17 protein-coding genes and 1 pseudogene are annotated in these 20,175 nt (G+C 52.7%); 7 read left to right on the forward strand and 11 right to left on the reverse strand.

Going from position 1 to position 20,175, the window contains the following annotated elements; genetic code table 11:
* Positions 1-22 precede the first annotated feature (22 nt).
* The 3 genes from A6M21_RS08855 (at position 23) to A6M21_RS08865 (ending at position 3,956) form a co-directional block, all read left to right on the forward strand.
* Positions 23-604: a hypothetical protein gene (locus tag A6M21_RS08855; protein ID WP_066667889.1), complete on the forward strand. Its 582-nt coding sequence runs from the start codon at positions 23-25 to the stop codon at positions 602-604.
* Positions 605-739: 135 nt separating this feature from the next.
* On the forward strand, positions 740-2,350 hold the full coding sequence (locus A6M21_RS08860) for an acyl-CoA dehydrogenase family protein (RefSeq protein WP_066667891.1): 1,611 nt from the start codon (positions 740-742) through the stop codon (positions 2,348-2,350).
* Between the two features lie 97 nt (positions 2,351-2,447).
* Complete coding sequence (locus A6M21_RS08865) at positions 2,448-3,956, forward strand: long-chain-fatty-acid--CoA ligase (RefSeq protein ID WP_078060521.1); 1,509 nt, start codon at positions 2,448-2,450, stop codon at positions 3,954-3,956.
* Positions 3,957-4,049: 93 nt separating this feature from the next.
* Here the strand turns inward: A6M21_RS08865 and A6M21_RS08870 are convergent, their stop codons facing one another.
* The 11 genes and pseudogenes from A6M21_RS08870 to A6M21_RS08915 form a co-directional block, all read right to left on the reverse strand.
* Positions 4,050-4,661, reverse strand: coding sequence for a TetR/AcrR family transcriptional regulator (locus A6M21_RS08870; RefSeq protein ID WP_066667893.1), 612 nt, complete (start codon positions 4,659-4,661; stop codon positions 4,050-4,052).
* Between the two features lie 41 nt (positions 4,662-4,702).
* Positions 4,703-5,884 (reverse strand): MFS transporter, encoded by a 1,182-nt coding sequence (locus tag A6M21_RS08875; protein ID WP_066667895.1) that lies wholly within the window; start codon positions 5,882-5,884, stop codon positions 4,703-4,705.
* 207 nt (positions 5,885-6,091) lie between these two features.
* The gene (locus A6M21_RS08880; protein ID WP_151191866.1) at positions 6,092-7,396 is read right to left on the reverse strand and encodes a Wadjet anti-phage system protein JetD domain-containing protein; all 1,305 of its coding nucleotides are present in this window, start codon (positions 7,394-7,396) and stop codon (positions 6,092-6,094) included.
* Positions 7,397-7,658: 262 nt separating this feature from the next.
* Positions 7,659-11,096: an ATP-binding protein gene (locus A6M21_RS08885; RefSeq protein WP_066667899.1), complete on the reverse strand. Its 3,438-nt coding sequence runs from the start codon at positions 11,094-11,096 to the stop codon at positions 7,659-7,661.
* Complete coding sequence (locus tag A6M21_RS08890) at positions 11,093-11,752, reverse strand: DUF4194 domain-containing protein (RefSeq protein WP_066667903.1); 660 nt, start codon at positions 11,750-11,752, stop codon at positions 11,093-11,095. The genes A6M21_RS08885 and A6M21_RS08890 overlap by 4 nt, the downstream gene beginning before the upstream one ends.
* A gap of 7 nt (positions 11,753-11,759) precedes the next feature.
* Positions 11,760-13,184, reverse strand: a complete 1,425-nt coding sequence (locus A6M21_RS08895; protein ID WP_151191867.1) for a Wadjet anti-phage system protein JetA family protein — start codon at positions 13,182-13,184, stop codon at positions 11,760-11,762.
* Positions 13,185-13,352: 168 nt separating this feature from the next.
* Positions 13,353-13,682, reverse strand: a complete 330-nt coding sequence (locus A6M21_RS08900; protein WP_066667907.1) for a type II toxin-antitoxin system RelE/ParE family toxin — start codon at positions 13,680-13,682, stop codon at positions 13,353-13,355.
* A 1-nt stretch (position 13,683) separates the two neighbouring features.
* Positions 13,684-13,971, reverse strand: coding sequence for a type II toxin-antitoxin system Phd/YefM family antitoxin (locus tag A6M21_RS08905; protein WP_066667910.1), 288 nt, complete (start codon positions 13,969-13,971; stop codon positions 13,684-13,686).
* Positions 13,972-14,166: 195 nt separating this feature from the next.
* Positions 14,167-14,805: pseudogene (locus A6M21_RS08910) on the reverse strand (M48 family metallopeptidase).
* Positions 14,806-14,821: 16 nt separating this feature from the next.
* Entirely contained in the window at positions 14,822-14,992 is a 171-nt protein-coding gene (locus A6M21_RS18770; protein ID WP_161486040.1) for a hypothetical protein, read from the reverse strand.
* Positions 14,989-15,318, reverse strand: coding sequence for an AAA family ATPase (locus A6M21_RS08915; protein ID WP_078060526.1), 330 nt, complete (start codon positions 15,316-15,318; stop codon positions 14,989-14,991). The genes A6M21_RS18770 and A6M21_RS08915 overlap by 4 nt, the downstream gene beginning before the upstream one ends.
* Positions 15,319-15,619: 301 nt before the next feature.
* Here A6M21_RS08915 and A6M21_RS08920 point away from each other — a divergent pair, with 301 nt between their 5' ends.
* The 4 genes from A6M21_RS08920 (at position 15,620) to A6M21_RS08935 (ending at position 20,117) form a co-directional block, all read left to right on the forward strand.
* Complete coding sequence (locus A6M21_RS08920) at positions 15,620-16,267, forward strand: nucleotide exchange factor GrpE (RefSeq protein WP_066667914.1); 648 nt, start codon at positions 15,620-15,622, stop codon at positions 16,265-16,267.
* A 6-nt stretch (positions 16,268-16,273) separates the two neighbouring features.
* A complete protein-coding gene (locus tag A6M21_RS08925; protein WP_066667921.1) occupies positions 16,274-18,121 on the forward strand; it encodes an Hsp70 family protein in 1,848 nt (615 codons plus the stop codon).
* Entirely contained in the window at positions 18,122-19,384 is a 1,263-nt protein-coding gene (locus A6M21_RS08930; RefSeq protein WP_066667922.1) for a J domain-containing protein, read from the forward strand. It abuts the gene before it with no gap.
* A gap of 268 nt (positions 19,385-19,652) precedes the next feature.
* Positions 19,653-20,117, forward strand: coding sequence for an AAA family ATPase (locus A6M21_RS08935; RefSeq protein WP_201721858.1), 465 nt, complete (start codon positions 19,653-19,655; stop codon positions 20,115-20,117).
* Positions 20,118-20,175 lie beyond the last annotated feature (58 nt).

Raw genomic sequence — 20,175 nt, forward strand, 5'->3', positions numbered from 1 at the left:
TCGGATCTTAGCGGGCAAAGTGGTGATTGCTTTGATTTATACGCGCGGCGAAGCTTTACAAGCAGTGCAAAAGGCTCTGCAACAAAAGCCTTCATTATTGACGGAAATAACGGCGGTTGAGTTTGCAGCAGAGTTATACGACCATAATGTGGCCGGATTGATCAACAATGACAAATGCTGTAACTTGTGGGCGGCAAAATTGTTTGAAGCCGGACGGAAAATTGAAGACGAAATAGACAATCTCCTGGAATCCACTCATCAGGAGCAGACGGGTTTATTTAAAAAAAGTAAAAACCTTAAAGTCAACCTGGATCACGCTTTCAGCCAGTTGAAGGGATTGCAGGAGTTTGAAGCCGATGTACGTGAATTTCAAAATTTTATCCTGACCACCGATTTTCACCAGAAGGGGGACGCCATTGAAACCCTTTCCGACCTGGCCAGACAGCTTTCCGACAAGCTGTTTTTGTGCTTTGACCTGATTAACAGGAAACTCAATGAGATCACCGCCGCCCGCATAACAGCCGGAAATTTGACCCTGACCGTTTTCTTTTTAATTATTGCGCTAATGAATTTTGTTATCATTTTATACCGTTCGCACATGTAAATACCAGGGAATACATTCTTCAAAGCCTCCTAATCACCGTTCATCTGATTGATTTATGTTGACATTGGTAAACAGTGTTTGGTATTATTCAATTAGTTAATTTCACCAACAACATTGGAAAGGAGTGTCCTTGGAATGAGCCTGCCCGACCGTGACAACCCGTATTCCTTCGATTATTTCCTGGCCCGGAGAAACAGCTTTGATTTTTACCGCGACGACCCGTTTCTGCAGCAAACCGTAAAAAGATATGCCCGCGTTGGATGGGAAAGTCTGCATGAAAATCTTTTGGCGTTTTCACCACGCGTCTCATTCAGGTGGAAAGAGCTTGCCGACACCATTGCCAGACCGGAAGCCCGTCCTTATATTTTGCATTATGATGCTCACAACCACCGGATCGACAGAATCGTCCGGCCATTTGAAACGCATCTGTTGGAGAAGGAAATCTTTTCACTGGGCTTATTCTCGGAGCGCACAACGGTCTGGGAACAATTTACCAAACGCTTCCTGCTCAACCAGATCGGCGAAGCCGGGGTCATGTGCCCCCTGGCCTGCACGGAAGGCCTGATCGCCCTGATTGAGAATTTCCCTGATCACGGCATTCCCGAACTGAACAATATACTCACACATTGTAAGGAGGGGATCGACGGCGATTTCGGCATCGGCGCCCAGTTCATGTCCGAAATCCAGGGGGGTTCGGACATACCGGCCAACCTCATTGAGGCGGTGCCCGACGGCAAAACCTACCGGCTTTATGGCAACAAGTTTTTCTGTTCGGCGATGCAGGCCGACTACGCGGTTGTCACCGCCAAGGTGACCGGCAGCGAAAAGGTGGGCACATTTGTGGTGCCGTCCTGGCTTCCCGGCGACAAGGCCGGGGAGCGCCGGAACGGATACGTGATCAACCGCCTGAAATGGAAAATGGGGACTGTGGAACTGCCTACGGCCGAAGTGGACTACCGGGGCGCGGTTGCCTACGCCGTTGGTCCCGTCGACCGTGGTGTGGCCAATGCCGTGGGCATAGTACTGACCCTGTCCCGCATTGCCGTGGGCGTTTCAAGCGCGGCCGCAATGCTGCGGGCTGCCAGGGAGGCCCTCATGTACAGCAGGTTCAGGGATGTTTTTGGGTTTAAGATCGACCGGTTTCCGATGGCGGCGCGCCAGGTCGCTGAACTGGTGGAAACCGCCAAAAGGTCCACCGCCGGAGCTTTCAAGCTATACGACCTTTTTGTCCGCCTGGGCAGAAAGCTCCAGCCCGGACTAAATTCGGCTGAACCACTGGAAATGCGAAAAAAACGTTTCAACCTGAGGGAGTTAATCCTGTTGCAAAAAGTTGTTACAGCTTCCGATGCCGTGGATGTTATCCGGAAGGCCATGAGTATTTTCGGCGGACACGGTGTGATGGAGGAATTTTCCTCGCTGCCAAGATTGTTCCGTGACGCGGCGGTGAACGAACTCTGGGAGGGTCCGCGCAATGTTCTCCTGACCCAGGTTTTTCGTGATTTGCAAAGGGCGTCGGAGTGGTATGACCCGGCGGAATTTGTTGCCGGCATCCTTGAAGCAGCCCCCCAGGATAAGGTGAATTATTTTTCTTCGCAAATCAAGGAAATCCTGGCCAAACAAATCCTTGTCCCGGGCAAGGAGGCCATGGATGCCGCGGGCCGGTGGGAGGATCTGTGCCACAGCCTTTTCCTGGCCTATCAGGAACAGGCGCTGGCGGAGGTGGGGGCTGCGGACATACTCTGTTGAAAGGAGCCGGACAGGCATTTATACCGCCGGCAGTTGGTGCCGGGCAATGCCGGCATCGTTAACATACAGTTATTTTTCGAGGCAGGAGGGATAAAACTTGCCTATCAATATCGGTGAAACAATGACCGGACGGGCTTTTCTGTCACCGGAACGGGAGGGATTTGCGGGTGAGGGATACCGCTACACTTTCCGTCAGGTTAATAACAGGGTAAACCAGTTCGCCTGCTTTCTGGCGGAGCAAAAAACCGGCCGGGGTGACCGCATGGCCATATTGTGCAAAAACAACCAGCATTTTGCCACTGCGTTTTATGCCGCCGCTAAAACCGGAGTTGTCACCGTCCCGCTCAGCTGGCGGCTTACGGCATCCGAACTGTCCTATATACTTGCCGACTGCGGAGCTTCGATCCTGCTTTACGACTGCGAATTCAGCCAGCTGGTGGAACAATTGAAACAGGTTCCGGCAATCCGTAATTTGGTCCGGGTGGGTGGATCCGGTGCCGGCATTGAGTTTGAGGAGGCTCTTGCCGGCCGGCGGACAGAAGAACCTGAAACCACCGCCGGCGGGGAGGATCCGGCCATAATCATGTATACCTCGGGAACCACCGGCAGACCGAAAGGGGCCATACTAAGTCACAACAACCTGTACCAGGCCTCGATCGGACTTACGTATACCCTTGACTGGCGTCTCGGCGACCGCTTCCTGTCCGTGGCCCCCCTTTTTCACATCGGGGGTCTCGCCCCGATTATCGCCAATGTCCACAAAGGCTGCACCACCATCTTTTTGCCCAATTTTGATCCGGTAGAAGTCTGGCGGCTAATAGCAGCCGAAAAAATTAATTTCATGATGTCCGTGCCCCTGATGATCGCTGTCATGATCAGGGTGCCGGAAGCAAGCACAACGGATTTGTCATCGCTGCGCTTTATCATTTGCGGGGGGGCGCCCGTGCCCGAATCGCTGATCAAGACGTATTACGAAAAAGGCATAAAAGTCTATCAGGTTTACGGCATCTCGGAATATACCGGTGCGGTATCGTTCTGGACTCATGAGATGGGACTGGAAAAATGCAATTCCATGGGCAAACCGGTCTTTCACGGTAGTGTGAAGATAATTGACTGGCATACCGGCCGGGAGCTGCCCGCGGGGGAAGTGGGAGAAATTGTTTGCGGAGGGCGGCAGGTTTTCAAGGGGTATTGGAACAACCCCGGCGCCACCGGCAGTGTATTGAAGGACGGCTGGTATCATTCGGGCGACCTGGGGAAAAAGGATGAGGACGGCTTTATTTACGTGGTGGACCGCCTGAAAGACATGATCATCAGCGGCGGTGAAAACATCTACCCGGCCGAACTGGAAATGGTGATCGGCCGGCACCCGGCCGTGGCCGAGGTGGCGGTTGTAGGCGTGCCGGACAGCAAATGGGGCGAGGTTCCCCTGGCTTATGTGGTCAAAAAGCCGGGGGTGGATCTGACTGATGCGGAAATCTTTGCGCTTTGCCGGGAAAACCTGGCCGGATACAAGTGCGTCAAAGCGGTGCGCATCGTGGACGCACTGCCCCGGAATGCTGTGGGGAAAATTTTGAAAAAGGAATTGCGTGAGCGTGCCCGGTAAAATAAATCCACATTTTTTGCAACACCCGGAGCGCCGGCTGAAAAGTTCAACCGGCGCTCCGGGGTTTTGTCCGGACGGGAACACTTGCAACTCTCACACGGCACCTTTTTTAAAAATGCCGGCTATAAGACCGGCCAGACGGCGCATGTGCCTTTTCACCTCTTCCTCGCTGCGGCCGGGATATTTTCTGAAGGTGATCACGATTCCGTTCAGTGAAGCAAAAAAAGCATGCGCGATAAGCCGGGCGTTTTCCTTTACCCCCATGTCTTTAAAAATACCTTCGAAAGCATTGAGCAAATACCGCTCGGCCTGATTAAACCTGGTCAGGGCTTTTTCGCTGATGTTACCACCCAGCATGAAGTGGGTCATCATTTGGAAAAAGGCATCATGCTCCAGTAAATAATCAACAAAACCGGCGGAAATTTTTTCGATCGAAGAGCCGCCGTTTTCCGCAAGCAGTTTTTCCATACCGGCAATGATATCTTTTCCCTCGCGCAACAAAGCCTCCACGAAAAGCTCATCCCGGTCCGCAAAGTACCGGTAAATCGAGGCCGGGGAAATTCCCGCCGCGGCGGCAATATCGCGAATGCTGGTGTTCTCAAATGATTTTGTGGCAAACAGGCCGATTGCCGCGTCAATGATCAGGTTTTTTCGTATTTCCCTTTCATTTTTTCTTAATTGACCAAATGTGGACGTGGTGTTCACCGCCGGCTGCCCCCATTTTTCTTCATGTCTTCACTTCAAATTCAATACATTTTACCACGGGTTTTTGAAGAACCGAAATAAACAAAAACATAGATCACAAAACCCAGCAGGGTCAATACTCCGGCGCTGCCATAGACCAGACGGTAGGAGAAATGCTGGGCGAGCGGTCCCATCAACAAGGCGCCGATCCCGATCCCGCCGTCAAAGGCCGCAAAGAAAGTGCCCACCGCCGCCCCCCAACCCGAGGCGCCGGCCCGGTCCACCGCCCAGGCCATGATCGAAGGCTGGGCGGAACCGAAACCGGCGGCGTAAACAATCCCCGCGATTAAGAGAACCGGAAAGGAGCCGGCGAAAGCCAGCACCAATGTGCCACCGGCCAGGAACAGCAGTCCGGGGATAATGGCCGCCTGACGTCCGTAACGATCCGACAAACGGCCCCAGGGACCTCTGGTGGCCAGCAGGGTAATGGCATAGACCACGTAAAAAAAGGCGTAATCGGAAATGCCCAGAAACCGGCCGGTGATTCCCCTTTGCTGGACGAATGTCGGCAGATAGGTGACCACACTGCCGTAACCGATGCTGCCCGTAAGCATGATCAACGCCGGCAGGATGGCCGGACGGCTGAACAACGTGCGCTTGACCGGGGCGGGACCGGGCCGGTATTGCTCCCTGACCGTCCAGCCGGTAACCAGCGCCGGCAACAGGGTGACCGCCGCGGCGATGAATACAGCGTTAAAGCCGCCGAACTGTAAAATCAAAACGCCGGTAAAGGGACCGGCGGCCATGGCCAGATCCATAAAATTGCTGTAATAACCCATAGCTTCGCCCCGGCGGCGCGGGGGAACCAGGTCGGCAATGATGGTGCTGGCCGCGGTGGTGGCAAAAGCCCAGCCGATACCGTGAAAAATTCTGATTATCCCGAGCCACCAGACACTGGTGGCCAGGGTGTAGGCCAGAAATGACGCTAAAATAATCAGCAGGCCCAGCAATAAAATGATGCGCCGGCCTTTGGTATCCAGGAGGTTACCGGTGACGGGGCGCAAAATGACGGCGATGATGGTAAAGACCCCCATGACCAGGCCCAGCGACGACAGGTTGCCGCCAATGTGTAAAACATAATACTGCAAAGTGGACATCAGGTAATAAAAGCTGAAAAACAATAAAAAGCCGGTTACATCCGTAAAGATAAAATCCCTGGTCCAAAGTTTTTCCACTTCCGGCATGCAGTTCCCCACTCCTTTTTATGTCCGGACAGAAGCCTTCAAAACAAAATCCCTGAATCACCGGGCGTTTCATACCAACGGGAAACCTGGCTACTCCTAAAGATCCGCTAAACAGCATCAATACCCGCTACCGGTAGCAGCAGATCATCAGGGTCATATTCTCCTGACCAAAATATTTAACATAGTATCCGGTGAGGTTAAGAGCATCTATGACGGAATCCTACCGTTAACTGTGGTCCGACACCCGGCCAACATGTCCGAACTGTCCACACACTCCTGCTCCAGTCGCACTCCCTCCTGAAGCATTTTGGTAATCACGGGATGAAAAATGCGGTAATCCGCATCCTTCAATAGTATGCGCAACCGGCGGCCATAGGCGGCGGTAAAGGGCGATGCGAACCGGCGGTAACGCTCCAGGGTAGGCACATCCATGAACAGGGGCTTCAATCCGGGCAGACAGCGCTTTTGCAGGTGGACGAAAATGGAAAAACCGCCGTAATCAATGTCCCCCCAGTGATAAAACGGAACCGCCCGGCCGGTGCCGTCCAAAAATGCCTTCAACTTGCTTAAAAACCGCCGCCGCAACAGATTGTGATACCCGCCCAAGTAAACGGCCAGGAAATTGTCGCGGCGGTTCTTGATGAACTGATAAAATGAAGTCAGGTTTTCCACCGTCAGCACATAATCGGCAGTCACGTTTTTCACGGTCAGCCGGTCCACCATCTCCGCCGGCAGGCCCAGATCAGGGAAGAAATCACTCACCCGCACCAGCCGTTCACCGGTGTCAAAATCCAGACCGCCGCTGATGAAAATATGCTGGGGGTTGTCCACCACACCCATTTCGGCCAGCACCTGCTTTATCTCCCCGGCATCCATCTCCGGCCTGTTTTCCCGGCCGGCACCGCCCCAGTCCGGGTGGAAATCCCGGATGATGCGTGCCACCGTGCCGGCCAGACTGTTGAAAGCCTTGCTGTCGCCCAACACCCGCAGGCTGAAGATGCGGCACGGCACCTCCTCCGGCAAAAGGCCGATTTCCCGGATGACTTTAAAAAGCCGCTCCGCCTGCCCGCGCTCCGGCTGAAAGTAGCCGGTGGGTTCCCCTGCTTCCAGACGGCAGGCCGCCGTGTGCAAAAAATCCTGCGCCCAGGGAGCCGCGCCCCGGGCGTAATGACGGGCCAGACCGGCCAGCGTGGTCAGTTGCGCGGCCCGGGGATGGCGTCCAAGCAGGGCATAAACATCCGGCAAACGCTCCGCCTGCAGGGCTACCTTCCCGATGAGATTGTTTTCTTCGTACTTAACCCAGCGAATTTCAATCAAACCCTGGCGCTGAAGCGCCAGGGCGACGCTGTTGATCTCCTCCTTGTACCGGGCGGTGGTGTCATCAAAGTAAGCGGGCATGGTCCGCCGATTGAAATGAAACCAGAGGCGCCGTTTCCCGTCCTTAACCCCGGCCGGATCACGGCGCTCATGTTTATCCAGCAGCGTCTCCATGATAAAATGGGCGTAATCCAAAACGGCATCACCACTTAAGACAAAGTTTTTTCCGCGCTCAATTAACAAAAACCGGTATATATAATGAAGCCAAGCCAGGCAAGTCCGCCAACAGTGCTGACGCGTCAAAAACCGCTGCGAATTACTCGCCAAAGGACTTTGGCCTGTAATTTAAGCATTAATAATTTTTGCTTTATACCTTTAACACCTTATACAATGCATGTCCACGGTTCATGCGTCAGCATTCCGCCAATAACAAGCATCCGGTGCAGACGGCCAGCGGCTAACCAGCCGCCGCTGCCGCTTCCGCCCGCACTCCGGCTGCAACTTCCTTGAACTGCTTGTAATCCTCAATCCAGCCATCCCGGCCGTCACGCATAACCAGTAAAGTGGTAGGCACGTAAGGACTGATGAACTCGCACTTATCAGTGGGAGCGGCAATGATGGCCTGCATACCCATCTCATTGATAAAGCGCAGGGAGTTTTCCATGCGGTCCATATCCATGCGGTTAAAGGCTTCGTCAAAAAGAATCAGCCGGATGCCGTCCCGGTCGGTCTTGGTCCGGTATAACTGGGCGAAGGAAGCCACAATGGCCACGTAAAACGGGGTCTGGGTCTCGCCGCCCGATTTCTCGCGGCAAACCCGGCTGAAGGTGGAGGTATCGCCATTGGCATGGGTGATCTTAATGTCGTAGTCCAGAAAGCTGCGGTAATCAGTATACTCGAAAATACTATCGGGCAAATATTTGGGCGGCAGGTTGATGATCTTGTCGAACAGTTCGTCCAGCGCCTCCCGGTGCCGCTGTTGAAACATGCTGTCAAACAGGGACACCCCGCCCTCCACCATTTCCGTATCCTCCAGCATCTGGTAGAACCGGCGGTGTTTTTCCGCCGGGGTAACCAGGAAGCGGTATTTATCCCCGCCGAATGAAATGTCCTTTAAGGCGTCATTCAAATAGTTGAATTCCACCCGGGCGTTTTCAATATTTTCCCGCAGTTTGTAAATAAAGTGCTCTTTGAATTCCTCTTCCGCCTCCCGCCTGGCCTGGCCGATTTTTTCCTCATAGGCGGGCAGTTCGCTTTCCGTCAGTTTTTTGTATTCCGCTTCCCATTCCTCGTGCTCTCCAGCCTCCACCCGGCCGCCGAACTGATAGCGGTTGTTATATTCGGTCTTTAGAAGGATCAGGCCCTTTTCCTTGTTCAGGATCAGGGTTTCCATACTCTTGCGGTTATGGGCGAAGTTGGCTGCGATCTCCCGCGGTTGATGGTGGCGCAGTTCCCGGGCGTAACGCTTTTCCCCTTCGACGGTAAGTTGGGGATACAGGGCGCAAAACTGCTCAAATGCTTCCCGCGCCCGGTCGTGTTCCATTTTCAGAGCGGTCCGTTCCCGCCCTTTTTGTTCCAGGGCGGTCTCCAATTCACCTTGCCGCCGGTTGTATTTTCCCACCCGGCCGTCCAGAGTATCAATTTCGAGCACCAGTTCTTCCAGTTTTTGCTTCAAGGCGGCGAAACCGGATGTGTCCACGCCGGCCAGTTCCCGCTCCTTTGCCGCCAGTTCCCGGCTGGCGGCGGCCAGCTCCGTCCACGTGTCCCGGTGCTCTTTCAGGAAAATATAACGTTCGTCACGGCCGCCGCAATCCCGGCTGATCGTCTCCAGCCCGGCCAGTTGGGGGAGCAGTTCACTGTGTATTGCGGCTATCTCGCGCAAGCGGGCTTCTTTGCGGGCGATCTGGCGGGTATAAGCCCGTTCCCCGATAAACGGTGTCTCGTAAACTTCAAACTTGATCTGACGGGCGGTATGGTTGCTGTATGTCATACAGGTGGCTGTGATCGAACGGCGGTGGTTTTTTAATTCCTGTTCACCGGCGCACTTGATTATATCACCCATCAAATGGTGGATGTAGGCCAGGGCATAGCGGTTTTGAGAACGCACTTCTACCGCCAGTGAACCGGGTTCATAGCGGTTCAGGTATTTGAGCACCTGGCCGGTGTTCACCAGACCCACTCCGGAAAGACGCAGTTCCTTTTTGTGTTTTTCATAAACCGACAGGGCGTAGTCGAAATGCTCCGGCTCCACAATCAAATCAAAGCGGCGGGTGTTCAGCCACCCCTCCACCGCATCCTGCCATTTCTCATCGGACACTTCCAGCAATTCGCAAAGCACCCGCGGCTCCACTTCCAAACCCTTGACCGCGCGGAACTTTTCCCGGATCAGATCACGCAGCCCGGTCACCTTGGGGTCGTAATTATGCCTTTTTTGGCGCAGGTTGGCCAACTCCTGCTGCAGCGTCCCCTCTTCCTGCGCCAGTTCCTTCAGCCGGCGGTTGATCTCCCAGATCTGCTCCTGCACCCTTTCCCGGATCAGGGCCAGGGATTCCCGGCCCCGGTCAATCAGGCGATCCAGGGCGGGCGGGGTTTCTTCACCCGTTGATGAATCCGCCGCCGTAGCGGATGGCGGGGCCAGTCCATCCTTATCCGCCGACGGGAGTCGTGTCTTTTCATCCGTACCCGGAACCGTACCGCCGTCCGCCAGTTCCCGCAGCCCGGCCAGCAATTGCGTGAACAAATCACGCTCCGCCGGAGCGATCAATTCGCCGGCCGCTTTTTCCAACAGACGTTCCAGCACCAGGCATTCTTCCCGGGCGGTTTGGGCAACTCTGCGGCCGGCGGCGGAGAGTTCCTTCCGACGCCCCTTGAGCTCCTCAATTTCCTTTTGCAGGCTTTGTACCAGTTGAAAAGTGGTATTGGCCGCCAGGGCGTCCCGGTAGGAACGCTCTTCCTCCCGGCAGCGTTTAAGCTTCTCCTTGACCCCTTCCAGCGCCTGTGCCAGCCGGACCAGTTCTTCTTCCAATGCCCGGGCGCCGTCCAGGTTGGCCTGCAGTTCCGCCGCCGCGCCGTCTTTGCCCGCCCGTAAAATCAGGTAGTCCTGCATCAGCGCCCGCTCCCGGTCCCGCCGGATCTCCAGGTATTTTTCCCGGATGTTTTCCAGGGCGGCAATCTTTTCCCCGGTCTGGACCGCCAGATCGCTGTATTCCTTGTAGCGCAAAAGGTTTTCGCGCATGATATCGATGTTGATCTGTTTTTCCTCCAGCACATATGAATAGACAAACTGGCGAATGTCGGTGATTGGTTTGAATGAAATGGCCTTGACCAGCAGGGAGAAAAAACGCTCGCCCAGGGAGCCCAGTTTCTGCCGGAGGTCGGCTTGGTATTTTTCCACTGAAGTGTAAATAATGGCCCGCCGCTCCCGCACCACTGTCCGGAAATCACGAATGTTCCGGGTGCGCCGGCCGGACAGGAAAAGATCGTCCTCCAGCCGGCAGTCCTCGATTTTAAAGAAGCGGCTCTCGTAGGTGGCGTCGTCGGCGTAGGAGTCAATGACCGCCCCCAGAAGAAAGTGCTTGCGCTTTATGTCGTCGTAGAACTCCAAAACCACGTAGGAAGTGATGTCCCCCAGTTGTTCGTATTTCCGCCCGTTCTCGCTGTCCCGGCCCGTCTTGCAGCGCACATAGCCCAAAAGATCGCGCCGGGTCTCGTCAAAGGCGGAAACATTGAACCGGATCCGTCGCAAATCGGCCACTAACACGTACTGCAGGGCGTCTAAAATGGTGGACTTGCCGCTGCCGTTGTCCCCGGTGATCAAGGTGCTGCCCTGGATGCGGATGGTTTCATCGACAAAATAGTGCCAGTTGATCAGGCGTATACCGGTCAGTTCTTTCATGGTACCAACTCCGTTTCCGTCCCAGTTCCTGCTTGTTGCTCAACTTGTGCCCTGTCTTCTGGCTCTTCCCCGCCATCATGCCGGTAGGTATCCAGCTTTTCGTAAACCTGCCGGATGTCCTCCACCCGCAGGGCAAAAAGGATGGTGGGAAAAACCTCCAGCCGGCAGTCCGGATCAGTGACCTCCCCGTCCAGCACACGGAGGATGTTGAAACGTTTGAGCAAACCGACGGTCTCCCGCAGGGTCTTTTTGTCAATTGGCCGGTTGCGTATTTTCAAGGCGGTATATTTATCCTGAATTTCCCGCACGGTAACCATGATGTTTTCCGTCAGATTGATCTGACGCCGTTTTTCTTCGTAGCAAAGGCGCAGGATCAGTATAATGATGCTCTCTTCCAGCTTCAGACGCAGCCGGTTGTAGGCGAACTCGCTGTAAACCCGGTAGATTCCGAAAGCACGGTCCCCCTCCAGGTTCCAGCCGCCCAACTTTAAATAGTCGCGCAACAAATCCTCGTGCCGTTCAGTGAAGTAATAGTCCCGGCGGTTGTCCTCATTCTTCCGGGTGATGAAAGTGCACGCCAGCAGGCGGTTGACCACCCGCGTAAATTCCTCCTGCTCCGCCGGGGAAAAGCGGTTCAACTGTTCCAACAGTTCCATGGCTACCTCACTTCCGTTTCAGGCGTAGATCCTTGAATTCGAAACTGCCGCCGGCGGCGGTCACCCGGGGCCTGTCTTTGCGCTCCACCCGGTAGCTTACCCGGCGCGACCGGCTGTAGGCGGAAGCGTAGACCAGCTTGATGAAATCATCCATTTCCGCAATACCCAGTTCCCGGGCGTAAATTTCCTCCCGCCCGGCCAGTTTGCCCATTATCCAGGCGTTGATTTTTTCCCTGGTCATACGCCTTTCCAACCGCTGCTGAAAGTGACGCAGACGTTCCTGCCGGCGGGCGGGATCAACCGTTTCCAGTTCGTGCACCTCTTGCGGCTGGTGGTGCCGGACCGCTTCCCGGCCGGTATAAAGGGAATCCGTGCTGAGAAATTCCTGGGTAAAGAAGCCAAACAGCCCACTCAGTCCGGCGGGTAACTGTTCATCGGGGCGTTTGCCCCCACTGGTGCGCTGTTCAGCCAGAAATTTCAATATTTCCGTCAACTGACCCTCCGTGTCCCGGCTGCTGTTGAGGATGTATTTCAACTGCTGGAAGGAGGCGTTGGCGTAACGGGCATTGCGCCGATCGATTTCCTCCAGTAAATCGTCCAGACCGGTATACGCCTGGCGGATATAATCCAGACTGCGGTAGATCCCCTGCCGGGCGGCGGACAGATCCGGATAGCGTTCCCGCTGCACTTCCAGGTTGGCCGCCCGGTCCACCCAGACCGGATCGCCGTACCACTGGTTCAGACGGGCCACGATTTTCGGCCGGTAACGGGATACATTGTCCGAAGTTTTCAAGCGGTGGTAGCTTTGATCGATAATTTCCGTCATGTAATCCTGAAAGTGAATTTTCAAAATCTCCCGCGGTTCTTTTTCCGCCAGCACCCGTTCAATATAACGCTTGATGTTGTGATTCAATGATTTTAATCCGTTGATCAGCTGTTCGGTCTGCTCATAAGCCTTTTCCAGCGCCAGATTGCCCTGGCGATCGGCTTCCGGAGCATGCAACAGGGTATAGGTAGCATAGACAAAACCCTGGTATTCCACCTGCCGGTGGCGGCGGATCTTGTCCAGTACATCCAAAATTTTAATGGCGTAATCGGGCAGGCTGATATACTGTACGTAATTGCTGTAAACCTCGCCGGCCAGCCAGCCGGTGCTTTCCAGCTTGCGCAGGATAAAAGCGGCCCGGTCACGGGAGCCGGCAGGCGTATCCAGGGACTCCTCCCAGATTTCATCGGCCAGCGCCTGCTCGAAAAACTGGTCCTTCTGCTCCATATAATCAACGATCAGATCGATGACCACATCCCGTTCCATGCCGAAAGTGGTCAACTGGTACTGGTCGTAGATGCGGAATAAAATAGCCGCGTAATCTTCCTTCAAGCGACTGGACAGGACGGAAAAAAGCCGCTCCGGGATCACGGCAAAAAGATTCACCGTCACACCCCCCGGAAATTCTTTAATCAGTGTATATTCGCCAGGTAACGGCAAATATCCTCTTACCAAAAACCACTTGCCGGCTACTTCACACTTTACCTCAAGTCCGCCGGTCATGTCGCTGCTGGTTTTGATTGATCAGAAAGCCTTGCAGCACCATGCGATTATTTATCTGTCCTGTTTTTGCCCCTGGTTCAGGTCCAACCCCTGCATGCGAAACAATCTTGCGGCATTAAAAATCTGCAGGATATATACCTTCCCTTGACGGACGGTGTAAACAATCCGGTAATTTTTGTGGATTATTTCCCGAATCAAAGGCTGCCCCACCTCAGGCACAATGCGGCCCATCTCTGGAAAATCCGGTAACCGGCGGCATACTGCAAGCAGTTCATCTATAAACCGGACGGCGTTTTGAGCACTGTGCCGGGCAATATATTCTACAATTTCCTGAATATCCAGGGCCACCTGTTTGGTAAGAAAGAATTTTTTATCCGGCATTTTACTTGCCATCGTCCACCCGATTCTTTAACGATTGAAAGAATTTCTCACCATTAACAACACTGCCCGCATCCAGGTCACGCATGCCGGCAACCAGTCCTGTTAAAAAGCGCAGTTCTTCCTGCTTGCGCTGGTATTCTTCCACCGATTCAAGCACCGCTGCCGGCCTGCCGTGCTGGGTTAAAATAATCGTCCGGCGATTTTTTTTCAAGTCTTCGATTATTTCGGAAGTTTTGGCACGAAATTCTGTTACCGGCTGGATGTCAGTTGTTAGATCAAATGACTCCATAATCATCAGCCCCCATAAAGGCATTATTACATTAATTATAATGACGTGAAAACGACCTGTCAAAGAGCATTTAAGATTGGCTTAAAGAACTTTATTCAACCAAAATCATGTTGAATAAAGCATCAAACGTCGGCCGTTTTTCCTCAGCCAGGCGCGGCGCTCCTTGTAATCCGGGCACGCCTCCGCCACCAGCGCTCAGAAGCGTTTGGAATGATTGGGCTCAAGCAAATGCATGAGCTCGTGAATGATCACATAGTCCAGCACCGGCACCGGCGCCATGATCAAACGTCAGTTGAAGTTTAAATTTTTCCGCCCGGAACAGCTTCCCCAGCGTGTTTTCTGGTCTTTGATGAAAACCCTGTTAAAGGAACGGTTTAGCTTTTGGTTCAAGGTGCCAATCCGTTCGTGAATTAAATTACGGGCCAGGTAACGATACCATTGTTCCAGGACCAGGACGGCGTTTACCTTTGCCCCCTCAGGCATGGTCACAATGATCTTTCCGTTTTCCACCACTACATTATAAGCGGCTCCCTTTTCGAGCCTGTTTTCCACCGCATATTCCCGTCCCTGGTATAAAACCCCCCGGTTGTCTTGTTGCCGGTTGAAAGACATACGGGAGAGATAATCCAACTTGTCCAGCACCCAGTGCTGTTTTTCCCGGATAATGCCCTCCAGGCCGCCCGGGTCGAAACCCCTGGGAATAATGATTTCCAGGCCGTTTTCCACTCCCACCTGAAGGCGTACATTTTTGGCCCTGCTGCTCACTCTGAACGTATACGTTACTTCCCTGCCCGCCAGGCTGATCGAACTCCGCCGGCATTCACATGGAGGCATTCAAGAACATCTCTTATCAATAACTGGTTGGCAAATATCTCCGCTCCATTATGGACTTTTCCAAATCCTGTTTCCCCTCATGGGGAACCGCCATAAACGACACCCCCGGCGGCAAAATCCTCGGCAGGAATATTTCCAAAAACTCCTTTAATGAAGGCTCTTCCAATAAAAAAACAATCTTTTTCATCGCGGACCGGCTCCTTCGAAAAAACCCTGTTTCCACAAAGCTCCCGGCAAATCGCCTTCTTTAACGAGACGCCTGACAAGTTCATTTTCAGATGCCCGCTGAACTATACTGAAACCATTTTTCTTCGTAAGCCAAAACAGCTCCGAAATATCCACGCCATTGATAAAATCAGGTGAATGAGTGGAAATAAAAACCTGTCCGCCACTTTCGCTGTAATTACGGAATTCTTCCGCCAATTCACGCAACAATTCCGGATGTAATTGATTTTCAGGTTCTTCTATACATATCAAGGGATGGGGATGCGGAAATTTTTGGAACTGCCCCAGCCCTTTTCAAAAAGCCAGACAAATTTTAACAATTAGGCGGGTTGTTGATAGTTTTTAACTTTGACGTGACCTTGACGAGGAATGGCAGTAAATAAATTATGTATTACGGGGAATCAAGTATTGTGTCCTGATAACAGAAAACTTTCCGATATTCTGCTACAACAGGGAAGGATTATTAAAAATAAACGCGAAAAATTAAACCGGGTTTGCAATCCTGCCGGAAAAACAATCGGCATCTTCTGGAAGCAAACGGGCCTGTCAAAGGATAAAATATAGCCGCTGATAAGGGGTGTTATACTAATTGGGCTGGAAGTTCTGGGGAAAGAATAAAAAACCCATTGATGTCCTTGCTGCTATTTTGCCGGAACAGCTGCAACGTATGGATAAAACATTAAATGCGCTTCATGACCGGGCAACAAGAAACAACGATCAACTGTCTGAAGTCGCCGCACAGATGAACAAGATTGCCCGCATGCTGTATAAAACTGGTCAGGAAACACATACCGGAATAAAACAACTGAACACCGGTCTGGAAGCCCTTCAGCAGTGGCAGGCCACCCATGATATTGATGCAGCCGGTTTTTCTTTGTTAAAACACCAGGTGGAACACCTGGTCGCCATGCTCATCCGGTGGCTGGACGACATCGACATGATCCGGAACAGGCTTGAAACAGACGGGCAGAACCACTGGCGTCATCTGCTGGAACAGTGGACTGAACAAATATTGGCCGCCCTGGCTGAAACCGGCATTCAGGAGATAAACATTTTGGGGAGCAGTTTTAATCCGCAACTGGCCGAAGCCATCGGCGCAGTGGAAATGCCCCCGGATGAAGGACAGGATGTTTATCCTCCCTACGCGGTGGTGGAAGTAGTAAGACGCGGTTACATAACCAGCGAGGGGCGGTTATTAAGAAAAGCACAGGTCATTACGATCAAGGAGGATAATTAGCCCGGCATGAACAAGAAAAATAATGTGGAAAATAATTTGAGACCGGTGGTCGGGATCGACTTGGGAACGACCAATTCCGCAATTGCCTGCATGCATCACGGCAAACCTGAAATCATCCCCTCACCACGGGGTGAGCGCATTATCCCGTCGGTGGTGATGATCAACCCGCAGGGTAACATCATCGTCGGAGAGGATGCCCGGGCGGCGCTGATTGCCATGCCCAACCGCACGGTAGCGGCCGTAAAAAGAAAAATGGGTTCGAACGAACGCATTCCGATCGGCGACCGGGAATTGCTTCCCCAGGAAATTTCCGCGCTGATCCTGAAAGAACTGAAAAGCTACGCAGACAACTGGTTCGGGGAGGGGGAAAAGGAAGCGGTGATCACCGTACCCGCCTACTTCACCGACGAACAGCGCCGGGCGACGAAACAAGCCGGGGAATTGGCCGGTTTCATCGTCGAACGGATTATCAACGAGCCCACCGCCGCAGCCATGGCCTTTGGCTTGGCCCACCTGAAGGAGGACCGCTATATCCTGGTTTATGACCTGGGCGGCGGAACTTTTGACGTGTCGGTGCTGGAAATGATGAGCGGCATCCTGGAAGTGAAGGCCTCCACCGGAAACAACCACCTGGGCGGCGAGGACTTCGACTGGCTGATTGTGGACTGGCTGGCCGAACAGATAATGGCGGAACACGGCATAGATCCGCGCGACGACATCCGTGCCAGGGCACTGTTGAAAGAGGAAGCCGAAAAAATCAAGATCAGGCTTTCACAGGAAGAATCACTCCAAATCTTCCTGCCCCTGGTAACCGTGAAGGATAACCAACCCGTCGGCATTTCCATTATATTCACCCGCGAACAATTCATTGCTCTGATTGACGACCTGCTGCTGCAAACAATGGATCTCGTGGGCCAGGCACTGAAAGACGCGGGTTTGAAAGCCAATGAGATAGACGAAATCATCCTGGTTGGCGGCTCCACCAGGATTCCCCGTGTACGTGCATTAATCCGCGACTACTTCGGAAAAGAACCCCGCTCCGATGTGCATCCCGATGAGGCGGTGGCACTGGGAGCGGCCGTGCAGGCGGGCATCAAGTCGGGCCTTTTGGCCGAAAGCGGGCTCATCGTAACCGATGTAGCCCCCTTTTCCCTGGGCATTGCCGTTTTGAAAGAGTGGAAAGGGATCTCCGTGCGGCCGGGCGGGTTTCATGTGCTTATCCCGCGCAACACCACCATCCCGGTTACGCGAAGGGAAACTTTCTACACCGCATCGCCCGGCCAAACAGCCGCATCCATTGAAGTTTACCAGGGAGAGAACGAGTGGGTGAAAAACAACCACCCGCTGGGTGAATTCCTGCTTGAAGGTATCCCCCCCAACAGAGCCGGCGCGGAAGACATAGAAGTAACTTTCCATTATAATTTGAACGGCATCCTAGAAATAACAGCCAGATGCGTTTCCAACAACAAGGAAATAAACGTCACGATTCAGGACGATTTGAATCGCAGTTCCGCGGAATCCTTTGAACTAAGCAAAGCCAGGATTGAATCGCTTTTTAATGCTGCGGGCGGCGATGTACCTGATGATGGGATGGAAGATGAATGGGACTTAGATGACACACCGGAACCGGAAGAAGAATTACCGGCCGAAGTGCTGCATGAAGAAGCATCCCGCCTCCGTGAGCGCGCCCTGGGGTTGTTGGAGGAATGCGGCGACGAATCACGGCCTGAAATTCAAAAACTAATCGCGCTGCTGGATGAGGCAATGACAAAAAACGACCTGGATGGATTGCAGGAAACCATTGACCGGGTCACAGACTTACTGATTGAAATAGAATTTCAGGAGGATGTCTAGATGGCCTTTGAAAGTAATTTCAGACGCAAAAAACGCAAACCAAAAGTAGAAAACTATTATAAAATCCTCGGCACCCGGGCCAATGCCGGCCCGGAGACGATCAAGAAAAGATATATTGAAGCGGTGAAGGCCTTTCCGCCGGAGACACATCCCGAGGAATTCCAGCAAATTCGCCGGGCCTATGAAACGCTGCGGGATCCGGTTAAACGCAACGAGTATAATCTTTTACGCAAGTATGGCGGCCAGATTGAAGATGTGATGAATGACGCGTTCGAATTGGCCGAAGCCGGGAAATATAATCAAGCAGCCAATCTATTGAACCAGGTGTTGACGGTTTCTCCCGCCAGTTACCAGGCGCGTCTGGCTCTGGCCCAGATTTCACTGCTGCAGGGAGATGAAAGTTCCTTCCAGGAGCAGTTCCAGGCCGCCTATGATGTGATCCCGGAAGATAACAAGGCTGCTTTTTTGTGTATAAAAGCCCGGATGCTGATGGAAACGGACCGGGTGGAAGAGGCCGGGGAAGTATTAAAAGAGTTTCAAAGCCGTTATCCCGATCAAGTAACGGAACACCCGGGGCTGTTTTGTGACGTTTATTTACGTCTCGGCATGAGAGAAGAAGCATGGGCAATGGCCCAGTCCGCGCTGCCGGAACAGGATTCCCCGTCCCCGGATGATATTTATCTTTTGACCAACTGGTTTCATGTGCTTTTTGAAGCGGAAAAATGGCAGTTGCTTTCCGCTGCCCAGTCACGCATGCGTAAATTTTTAAAATCAATCAAAGACGAAGAGGATAAACAAATGATCCTGTCCATCCTTAAGGGGGAAAGCAAAGAATACTTCGAAGCGGGCCGTTTCCGGGAAGCCGCGATTATTATGGATTTCGCATATTACCTCGACCACCGCAATCCCCGGCTCAAAGAGTACAACCACCGTCTGCAGGAAATGGCGCGGGTGGAAAAAGAAATCCATCGTATGCAGATGGACATTAAAATATTCCCCCTATTAAGCACTTACGCTGTCGAATGGTTCTATAGGGGTTTTATACCGGATGAAGACATTCAATCTTTATGGAACATTATTCCACCAGAATTCAATATGCCGCCCGGAAAAGACCTTTACAATGACGAAATGTTAGCCGAAAGCATTAACTATTTAAAAAGAAAATATCCTCTTACCTACCGTTACTTTCAGGAAGACTGGGAGCAAATGTTCAGAGAAAGAACCGCGCATCTCAACCGCGAATCCAGAAGAAAATTACGGTAAGGAATATCCCGGAAACGATTTTCTAACGGCTACCAAAAAGTGAACCAGTGATATCGCGATAAACCCATGTGAAGGCATGAAAGGAACACTCCTGTCTTTGATAACAAGTTTGCCGGTACTCCCATCAGTTATCCAGCCAACTGAAAAGCAACAGGGTTTTAACCCCGCAACTTTATAATACCAAGTCCATGAACCAATCGATGTCAGATAAAATCAACATTTATTTTCCTGCAGCATTGCCGTCTCCTGCCGGTTTCCAAGAAATATTTTGCCGTCAGGGAATTCCTTATTCCCCGGACATTGGTTAAAATACGGAAATTTTTATACTCCCGACGACAAACACTGTTATCTGGTACTGGTTTATCGCGACGGTTTAAGCGTCCCGTCATGGATGGCATCCGACGGCACGCTGCGCCTCCTGGCGCTCACTTTGCCCGCTTACCTTCCAGATTTTAAAGGAATTTATTTGATTGAAGAACCGGAAAACGGTATTCATCCCCGGGCAGTTGAAGCCATGTTTCAGTCCCTGTCGTCCGTTTATAATGCACAAATTCTCCTGGCTACCCATTCTCCTGTTATTTTAAGCCAGGCCGGGGCGGATAATATCCTTTGCTTTGCCAGAACTGCCAACGGGGCCACGGATATTGTTCCGGGCAACAAACACCCGGCGCTTAGAGAATGGCGGGGAGAAACCAACCTGAGTGTTCTTTTTGCCGGGGGTGTTCTGGGATGATCAAGGATCTGGCGGTTCTTGTCGCTCGCACCGCATTGAAATAAGTACATGCAGACGT

The sequence above is a fragment of the Desulfotomaculum copahuensis genome (genome assembly GCF_001655685.1).
Lineage (GTDB): Bacteria > Bacillota > Desulfotomaculia > Desulfotomaculales > Desulfovirgulaceae > Desulfotomaculum_G > Desulfotomaculum_G copahuensis.

Coding starts and splice junctions, on each gene's coding strand:
- A6M21_RS08900 (WP_066667907.1), bottom strand. CDS start 13,682: ATGCCGGATAAAAAATTCTTTCTTACCAAACAGGTGGCCCTGGATATT.
- A6M21_RS08905 (WP_066667910.1), bottom strand. CDS start 13,971: ATGGAGTCATTTGATCTAACAACTGACATCCAGCCGGTAACAGAATTT.
- A6M21_RS08890 (WP_066667903.1), bottom strand. CDS start 11,752: ATGGAACTGTTGGAACAGTTGAACCGCTTTTCCCCGGCGGAGCAGGAG.
- A6M21_RS08860 (WP_066667891.1), top strand. CDS start 740: ATGAGCCTGCCCGACCGTGACAACCCGTATTCCTTCGATTATTTCCTG.
- A6M21_RS08875 (WP_066667895.1), bottom strand. CDS start 5,884: ATGCCGGAAGTGGAAAAACTTTGGACCAGGGATTTTATCTTTACGGAT.
- A6M21_RS08925 (WP_066667921.1), top strand. CDS start 16,274: ATGAACAAGAAAAATAATGTGGAAAATAATTTGAGACCGGTGGTCGGG.
- A6M21_RS18770 (WP_161486040.1), bottom strand. CDS start 14,992: ATGAAAAAGATTGTTTTTTTATTGGAAGAGCCTTCATTAAAGGAGTTT.
- A6M21_RS08885 (WP_066667899.1), bottom strand. CDS start 11,096: ATGAAAGAACTGACCGGTATACGCCTGATCAACTGGCACTATTTTGTC.
- A6M21_RS08930 (WP_066667922.1), top strand. CDS start 18,122: ATGGCCTTTGAAAGTAATTTCAGACGCAAAAAACGCAAACCAAAAGTA.